Origin of the sequence: Desulfopila aestuarii DSM 18488, from assembly GCF_900143695.1 — a bacterium.
GTDB lineage: Bacteria > Desulfobacterota > Desulfobulbia > Desulfobulbales > Desulfocapsaceae > Desulfopila > Desulfopila aestuarii.
Genome location: NZ_FRFE01000030.1, coordinates 55,217 through 61,736, shown reverse-complemented (window position 1 = coordinate 61,736; position 6,520 = coordinate 55,217). Strand labels below are relative to the sequence as shown.

At 47.9% G+C, this 6,520-nt stretch carries 6 protein-coding genes, 1 tRNA gene and 2 pseudogenes; all 9 read right to left on the bottom strand.

Annotated elements, in window-relative coordinates; genetic code table 11:
* A pseudogene (locus BUF15_RS21310) lies at positions 1-231 on the bottom strand (IS256 family transposase); the annotation flags it as partial.
* Positions 232-429: 198 nt separating this feature from the next.
* A pseudogene (locus BUF15_RS28635) lies at positions 430-1,412 on the bottom strand (IS30 family transposase).
* Positions 1,413-1,488: 76 nt separating this feature from the next.
* Positions 1,489-1,722 (bottom strand): hypothetical protein, encoded by a 234-nt coding sequence (locus tag BUF15_RS26900; protein WP_143170816.1) that lies wholly within the window; start codon positions 1,720-1,722, stop codon positions 1,489-1,491.
* Between the two features lie 420 nt (positions 1,723-2,142).
* A tRNA-Leu gene (locus BUF15_RS21300) sits at positions 2,143-2,228 on the bottom strand.
* 17 nt (positions 2,229-2,245) lie between these two features.
* On the bottom strand, positions 2,246-2,623 hold the full coding sequence (secG, locus tag BUF15_RS21295) for a preprotein translocase subunit SecG (RefSeq protein WP_073615734.1): 378 nt from the start codon (positions 2,621-2,623) through the stop codon (positions 2,246-2,248).
* A 12-nt stretch (positions 2,624-2,635) separates the two neighbouring features.
* Positions 2,636-3,394 carry a triose-phosphate isomerase gene (gene tpiA, locus BUF15_RS21290; RefSeq protein WP_073615733.1) on the bottom strand — a complete coding sequence of 253 codons (759 nt, stop codon included), beginning with the start codon at positions 3,392-3,394 and terminating at the stop codon, positions 2,636-2,638.
* 110 nt (positions 3,395-3,504) lie between these two features.
* Positions 3,505-4,680: a phosphoglycerate kinase gene (locus BUF15_RS21285; protein WP_073615732.1), complete on the bottom strand. Its 1,176-nt coding sequence runs from the start codon at positions 4,678-4,680 to the stop codon at positions 3,505-3,507.
* A 1-nt stretch (position 4,681) separates the two neighbouring features.
* Positions 4,682-5,116: a ribosomal protein S18-alanine N-acetyltransferase gene (gene rimI / locus BUF15_RS21280; protein WP_159441347.1), complete on the bottom strand. Its 435-nt coding sequence runs from the start codon at positions 5,114-5,116 to the stop codon at positions 4,682-4,684.
* A gap of 35 nt (positions 5,117-5,151) precedes the next feature.
* Positions 5,152-6,369 carry a type I glyceraldehyde-3-phosphate dehydrogenase gene (locus tag BUF15_RS21275; protein ID WP_073615730.1) on the bottom strand — a complete coding sequence of 406 codons (1,218 nt, stop codon included), beginning with the start codon at positions 6,367-6,369 and terminating at the stop codon, positions 5,152-5,154.
* Between the last annotated feature and the right edge of the window lie 151 nt (positions 6,370-6,520).

Here is a 6,520-nt window from a genome sequence, read left to right as displayed (position 1 = left end):
ATTTAGCTCAAAGCTGCCATTCATGGATTTGATAGTCTTTTTGCTTTTACCATTACGGCGGTTTGCGGTGATATCCTGTTTGAGGTGGGAATCCAGTTCTGCTTCAAGAGCTGCCTCGGTGAGCTGTTTGATCAGCGGAGTAAGGATACCCTCCTTACCCATGAGAGCCTTGCCCTCCTGGAGGTCTTTAAGGGCACGGTTAAAATCGAATTCTGGTTGATCTTCTGTCATGTCAGTCTCCTTTGTCAGCTGTATATATCAGCTCTTGTTAACTGACACAAAATTTTGAACGCCCTCGGTGGTCAATATCTAAGAATGATTCTTCAAACACCAGACTTGACTATAACTCTACAAAGAATCAAACTGTCACCACTGCAATACCGTGCTGGTCTGATTATTGTGGAGTTTTATGCATACAAAGCGCTGGAGTCACGTAATAAGTGCGACACGTCGAACAGTAAACGCTCCCAGAGGCGTCAGACAGTTCACCACTTTCTTGGTGTTAGGTTGACCACGAACACTCCGTCCTCAATCTCCTGCTCTGAGAGGGTGGCAAGATCGAACCTTTTAGGCCAAAATCTGCGGAGTCTGCCATTGGTGTTCTCATTCGTCCCTCTCTGCCAGCTTGCATATGGCCTGGCGAAGTATATTATTTCCCCAGTCTTGTTTGAGACTCGAGCATGGTCTGCAAATTCGCCACCATTATCCAGTGTTACTGTCAGTGCAGAGTGTACTTTACCGAGCAGGTGAATCAGCGCATCAGCCACAGCTTCTTTGCTTTTACGATTCACACGCTCAGCCAAGGTAAAGCAACTTCTCCGGTCAACCAATGTAACCAGACGTACATTGACACCATGAACAAGGTCACCCTCCCAATCTCCAAGGCGTGATCGTTGTTCGACAACCTCGGGTCTGGAGCTTATATCCACACGATTAGGGATGATTGCCACGCCGGCCTTTCTGTGGCGTTTGCCGCCTTTCCATCGTTTCTTTCCAAAGCGTGGCAAACGGGTGTAGAGCATGCCACCCTGTTTGCGATTCTCTTCGACTCACCTGTAAATTGTCGTGTGACTTAGTTTCTTTGTCTCGGGACATTCAACATGCATTCGTACACTGATTGCAGCAGGCGACCAGCCAAGTGCCAGAGACTCTCGAATAATTGAGTCTGTTGCTGGATCACGTTTGTTTGCTTTGGCCGCTGAGCTTTTCCGGTTCATACTCTGCAAATGCGCGACCTTGGGGTCATAACCATTTTCAGTACTGTTTCTCTTCAGCTCACGGCTGATTGTGCTACTACTGACACCAACTGCCTTGGCGATGGCTGCATGTGTCATCCCTGCTTTAGGCAGGCCGGAAATCTGGTATCTTTGTTCTTGAGTGAGTTGCTGGTAGTGCTTGTTGTGATTTTTCATGACAGACCGTGGTTAAGTGTAGGAGCTGAAACCATATCTTCAACTCACTCACTTTTCAATCTTCAGTCTGTTGCACTTATTGTATTACTCCAGCGCCTGCATTGAGTTGCAAGGCTATTCGAACTACATCAATATCCAATAACCAGTCATCATCTGGATAAAGCGCCACGCCTTTGACTGCACAGATATCAAGTCGAACAGCTTCGGCACCCTTTTCGTTTCTCAACAACCAGCAGTGTGTACATTCTTCTATAATAAAACCTTCATTATGACTTATGCGCCCTCTTCGAGCGATAATAGAATTGTCCACGTTTCAGTTTATCCGGCCATTGTTATTGACCTTATAAAGACTTTATAGTGGAACCATGGCCAGTAAATAAGCGATAAACATATTCTAGATGCCAGAGACGGTCCTATGGTCTTTGACGAAAAATCACCAAGGTGAAAAATATGTATTCAGGTCAAAATTGTTCCTTGCCTCTCCTTACAAATATGAAAAAACCTTTTTAGTCTTCTCAAGCCTATTCGTGGCCACCATTTGGAAATTAAATTACGTTATATGCTTTGCATGTCGCCGGTTAATGCGTTACTAGACAGAAGGTCATGACAGTAAGCTTCACAAGAGAAACAAATCCCGGAATTTCAGGTCAAGATTGATATTATATATCATTACCTGAAACGCAAAAAGCCGGAAACCACTGTGTTCAGTGATTTCCGGCTATATAAAATTTGGTGCCGAAGGCGAGACTCGAACTCGCACGGGCTTGGCCCGCTACCCCCTCAAGATAGTGTGTCTACCAATTCCACCACTTCGGCACTCAAAATATCTTTTACTACTTCTGTTCACCTTCAGCAGCTGGAGCTGCATTCTCTTGAACAGGCACGGCTACAGGCGCAACTTTATCCTCAGTAGCCATTGGTTTTGCCACTTCCGTAGCAATGGGCTGCTCTTTTACCACACTTTTCATAACAGAGCTAGAACTTTTTTCTGTCGAAAGATAGGCAAGGGTCACAGAGGTCAACATAAATATGATCGCAGCTGCTGTAGTGATCTTGTTCAACAATGGCAGCGGCCCTTCTGTGCCGAAAAGCGACTGACTGGACCCACCGAAAGTCGCACCGATATCGGCACCTTTGCCATGTTGCAGTAGGACAACGCCTACCAGAAACAGGCAAACGATAACGTGTGCTATTGTGAGTAATGTATCCATTCAGTCCTTCACTTACATCTTCTGAAAATTAATAATGCGCCCAAATGACTCAGCATCCAGCGCAGCTCCACCAACCAGAGCGCCGTCGATATCTGGCTGAGCCATCAACTCATCGACGTTGGTTGATTTGACCGAGCCACCATACAATATTCTCATTTGGTCGGCAACGTTTTTTTCGAACATATCAGCAATAAGCCCTCTGATAAAGGCATGTGCTTCTTGAGCCTGTTCCTTGCTGGCAGTTTTTCCGGTACCAATGGCCCATACCGGTTCGTAAGCAATGACAATATCTTTGGTCTGCTCAGGTGCAACACCTGCTAGACCTTTTCTGATCTGTTCTTCCAAAATGGTAAATGTCTTTCCGCCTTCACGCTCATCAAGGGTCTCTCCTATACAGAAGACTACGGTAAGACCAAATTTCAGTGCGCCTCGAACCCGCTGGTTGATAAGCTCATCCGTCTCCTTGAAAATCTGCCTTCTTTCTGAATGTCCAATTATCGCTGCGGAACCGCCAACATCTTTGACCATTACCGGGGATATCTCACCGGTGAACGCACCTTTATCTTCCCAGCACACATTCTGAGAGGCTACTTGAATCGTTGTGTTTTTTACGACATCAGCCACTGCCGCCATCACAGTATATGGCGGAGCCAGCAGCACCTCTCTATCATCAAAGTCCCGGCATGCCTTCGCGACATCAGCCGCAAGTTGACGAGCTTCGGCAGTGGTGTTGTGCATTTTCCAGTTGCCAGCCATAAGTGCTTTTCTCATCGATGTATCCTCATTTATTACTGGAAGGAAAACCTTCCTTTTCGAATTTCGTCTCGTTTCAGTATTATCATTATTTCATCAATTACCACAAACCTGATAATACGTGTGCCCTACTTCAACACTTCCACTCCCGGTAGCGACTTTCCTTCCATCAACTCCAGAAAGGCTCCTCCACCAGTCGACATGTACGAGATATTTTTCGACTCACCCGCTTTTTTCACCGCTGCATTGGAGTCGCCACCTCCGGTTATGGACAGCGCGTGAGAGGTAGCAACTTCCTGGCAGATAGCCATGGTGCCCCGAGCAAAAGGATCCATCTCAAAAGCGCCCATAGGGCCATTCCAGACTATGGTCTTTGCGTCCGCTAGCGCTTCTTTGAATAGGATGACCGAGGCCGGACCAATATCAAGCGCCATCCAGCCGACTGGTACATCCTGAGCCGTAACATTTTTCGTGATGGCTTCCGCGCTAAATGCGTCAGCCACGACAAAGTCGACTGGCAGAAAAAGTTTCACGCCTTTCTGCTTGGCAGCTTCCATAAAGTTGCGGGCGGTATCGAGCAGATCGTCTTCCACCTTGGAAGTGCCAACCTCCATACCCATGCTCTTTAGAAAAGTGTTGGCCATAGCACCGCCGATAATCATGCGATCAACCTTGCCCAACATATTTTCTAACGCTCCCAGCTTTGAGGAAACCTTAGCCCCACCAACCAAAGCGACGAGCGGCCGTACCGGATCGCCCATTGCCTTCTGGAAATAGTCTATCTCAGTCTGGAGTAGAAAGCCTGCCGCTTTTTCAGAAAGCAGCTCTGCAACACCGACTACTGAAGCATGGGCCCGGTGGGCCGCAGCAAAGGCGTCATTAACATAAACATCGGCCAACCGAGCAAGACTCTTACTGAACTCCGGGTCGTTGGCTGTTTCCTGTTTGTAAAATCGCAGATTCTCCAACAGCACCACATCCCCTGGCTGCATGCTGTTAACAAGTTTCTCAACATCGGGACCGATGCAATCGGAGGCGAGAGTCACCCGGCAACCGAGCATTTCACCAAGATGTTTTGCCACCGGAGCAAGACTCAACTCATCCACGCGTTTACCGCCAGGACGTCCCATATGCGAACAGAGGATAAGCTTTCCTTTGGCATCAAGGATATGCTTGATGGTGGGGAGTGCCATCTCCATGCGAATGTCATCAGTGATATTCCCCTGTCCGTCCATCGGCACGTTGAAATCAACCCTTACCAGAACACGCTTTCCGGCCAGATCAATATCGAGCAACGATTTCATTCTATTTCTCCTTACCTATAATTACACCGTGAGAGGTGTGAAATTGACAAATGAGAGCATCATCAGTGGGATTCGAATAATAACCGGGCCGCTTCCCCACCACTTTGAAACCATTTTTTTGATAGAGCCCTAGAGCTGGCTCATTTTTCGACCGTACTTCAAGAAATATTTCAACCACACCAAGTTGAATGAGTAACTGTTGCAGCGATGAGAGTAAATCTGCACCCAAACCTATGCGCCTGATATTTCTATGGACAGCAATTTTTAACAGCTCTGCTTCCTCGCCAAGGTAGCGGGCACAGCACCATGCGCAGATAATTCCTTCTTCATTTTCGACGACCAAGGTAACCGAGCATGAACAGCTCAATTCCTCGGTTATCTGAGCAGGACTCCATGGCGACACGGACTCCTGCTCAATCTCTGCGACAGGCTCCATGTCTGATGGAACCATGCGACGAACAATCACAACTTCTACAGCATCTTTTCGGCGACCTGCACGGTGAGATCGCCAAGCATATTGGTGTAGCTGCCGAGTTCGTTGTCATACCAGCCGTATACCACAGCCTGAGTTACGGGAACATGCAGGATGGAATCGGAACCGGGAGCGAGGCTTGCACCTTTCACCTTGCCAAGATTAACTGGAATCGTGGCGGTACGGGTATGCGTCTCCGAGGCCTCAATCACTGCTGCTGCAAATGGTGCACCCAGTATATCGGAGCTTACATTTTGCTCTTCCGTATATTCGAGATAGGGGCTGATTTCGGCAAATTCCTTATATATATTGTTGATTGATGCACGTTTGGTCGGTGCATCAAGATCATCCTGCAGATTGAGAACTAAAATAATAAGCGACCCGCTAGAGGTGGGAATCCGTACAGATTCAGCCATGAAACCGATAGACTCCATCTCCGGAATAACCAATGCCAGAGCCTTGGCAGCACCGGTGGTGGTCAGGATGATATTGTTCAAAATAGAACGATTCTTGCGAAGATCACCGGCACCGGCGCCAGGCAAACGGTCAAGAACCTGCTGGCTGCCAGTTGCAGCGTGGACGGTGACCATGGAAGCACTGAGAATTCTATCGGCACCAAGACGCTCCATCAGCGGTTTTATCATATAAGAGAGGCAGGTAGTGGTGCACGAAGCTGCAGATATGAGGGCATGCTTGGCAGGATCATAGATTTCGTCATTAATCCCCATTACCGTGGTGATGGAATCCTCCGGCATATCGAGGCCTTTGGATTTAATCTTAAACGGAGCGGATAGAATCACCTTTTCAGCACCGGCATGGAGATGGCCACGCATTGCGCCTTTGGCGTCACTGGCATCAGCAGTCGGATCCTTAAAAACACCGGTGGTATCCACCACGAGCTTTATTCCGTTTTCGCGCCAGGAGATGTCTTTGGGGTTGCGAGCTTCACGGAGAAAGCGGACCGGTACACCATCAATCACCATTGTACCATTGGCTTCATCGAGCTCCTGAATAACGCGCCCAGTCTTGTGCCCATGGAGATAGGTGCCCAGGCGGCCATAAGTGGAATCCCGTTCAATAGCAGCAGCCAGGTCTTGAAGTCCCCCGCCTACGTTACGACCAATATTTACGACAAGCCCGGAAAAATGCTTTCGGGAAACATGATGCCATAGTGAGAGTTTACCGATACGTCCTAGACCGTTTATCCCTAAATTCATGGCATTCGTTCTCCTTTATAGGTAGAGTAAAAATACATTGTTTAATGTCCGCGAGTCTTGCCCGCAACCATCCCAACGAAAAATTGACGGTTGATGGAGATATTCGGCGTGTTCGATCGGAATCTGTCCATCATGACAAAAGCTTGAATAA